At 66.9% G+C, this 1,721-nt stretch carries 1 protein-coding gene; it reads right to left on the bottom strand.

All coding sequences use genetic code 11. From position 1 onward, the window contains the following. Nucleotides 1–123: 123 nt before the first annotated feature. On the bottom strand, nucleotides 124–1,721 hold a 1,598-nt coding region (typA, locus tag OJI97_RS05255; protein ID WP_297661806.1), incomplete at its 5' end, for a translational GTPase TypA.

The raw sequence follows: 1,721 nt of genomic DNA, 5'->3' as shown, positions 1-1,721 counted from the left end.
GAAGTCGAGACACCCATCGGAACTGCGCCAGGCCGCGGGGTGTCTCGACTTCGCTCGACACGAACGGAAATGGGGAGGGTTCAAAGAAAAACCGGCGGCCCGATGGAGCCGCCGGTCCGTATCTTACGCCGCTTCCTTCTTGCGCGACGCCTTCTTGCGCTCGTGCGGGTCGAGGATCGCCTTGCGGATGCGGATGTTCTTGGGCGTCACCTCGACCATCTCGTCGTCGTCGATATAGGCGATCGCCTGCTCCAGCGTCATGCGGCGCGGCGGCGTGAGGCGGATCGCGTCGTCCTTGCCCGTCGAGCGGAAGTTGGTGAGCTGCTTCGACTTCATCGGATTGACCTCGAGGTCGTCGGGTTTGGCATTCTCGCCGATGATCATCCCTTCATAGAGCGCCTCGCCGGGCGAAACGAACAGGATGCCGCGCTCTTCCAAGGGGCCGAGCGCATAGGCGACCGCCTCGCCCGCGCCGTTCGAGATCAGGACGCCGTTCTTGCGGCCCTCGATCACGCCCTTGTAGGGGCCGTATTTCTCGAACAGGCGGTTCATGATGCCGGTGCCGCGCGTGTCCGACAGAAATTCGCCGTGATAGCCGATCAGGCCGCGCGAGGGGCCCGAAAAGGTGATGCGCGTCTTGCCGCCGCCCGAGGGGCGCATGTCGGTCAGGTCGGCCTTGCGGATCTGCATCTTCTCGACAACCGTGCCGCTATGCTCGTCATCGACGTCGATGACGACGGTTTCATAAGGCTCGGTGCGCTTGCCGGCCTCGTCCTCGCCGTAAAGGACGCGCGGGCGGCTGATGCCGAGCTCGAAGCCTTCGCGGCGCATCGTCTCGATCAGCACGCCGAGCTGAAGCTCGCCGCGGCCCGCGACCTCGAAGCTGTCCTTGTCGGCGCTTTCGGTGATGCGGATCGCGACATTGGTCTCGGCCTCGCGCAGCAGGCGATCGCGGATCATGCGGCTCGTCACCTTGCTGCCCTCGCGGCCCGCCATCGGGCTGTCGTTGACCGCGAAACGCATCGACAGCGTCGGCGGATCGATCGGCTGCGCGGCGATCGGCTCGCTCACGCTCGGGTCGGCGACGGTGTTGGCGACGGTCGCGTTGGTCAGCCCCGCGATCGCGACGATGTCGCCCGCGCGCGCTTCCTCGACGGGCACGCGGTCGAGCCCGCGGAACGCGAGCAGCTTCGACGCGCGGCCGGTCTCGATCACCTTGCCCTCGGCGTCGAGCGCGTGGATCGGCTGGTTGACCTTGACCGTCCCCGACTGGACGCGGCCGGTCAGGATGCGACCGATGAAATTGTCGCGATCGAGCAGGGTCGCGAGGAAGGTGAAGGGGCCGTTCTCGTCGAGGCCGGGCGCCGGCACATGGCCGACGATCGTCTTGAACAGCGGCTCCAGCGTCCCTTCGCGCGCGTCGGGGCTGTCGGAGGCGAAGCCGCCGCGGCCCGAGGCGTAAAGGATCGGGAAGTCGAGCTGTTCGTCATTGGCGTCGAGCGACAGGAACAGCTCGAACACCTCGTCGAGCACTTCGGCGGCGCGCGCGTCGCTGCGGTCGATCTTGTTGACGACGACGATCGGACGCAGGCCGAGCGCGAGCGCCTTGCCGGTCACGAACTTGGTCTGCGGCATCGGGCCTTCGGCGGCATCGACGAGCAGGATGACGCCGTCGACCATCGACAGGATGCGCTCGACCTCGCCGCCGAAATCGGCGTGGC

It is taken from the genome of Sphingopyxis sp. (assembly GCF_025869345.1).
Lineage (GTDB): Bacteria > Pseudomonadota > Alphaproteobacteria > Sphingomonadales > Sphingomonadaceae > Sphingopyxis.
Note: the sequence above shows the minus strand (reverse complement) of the source record. Positions and strands in the feature narration are given on the sequence as shown.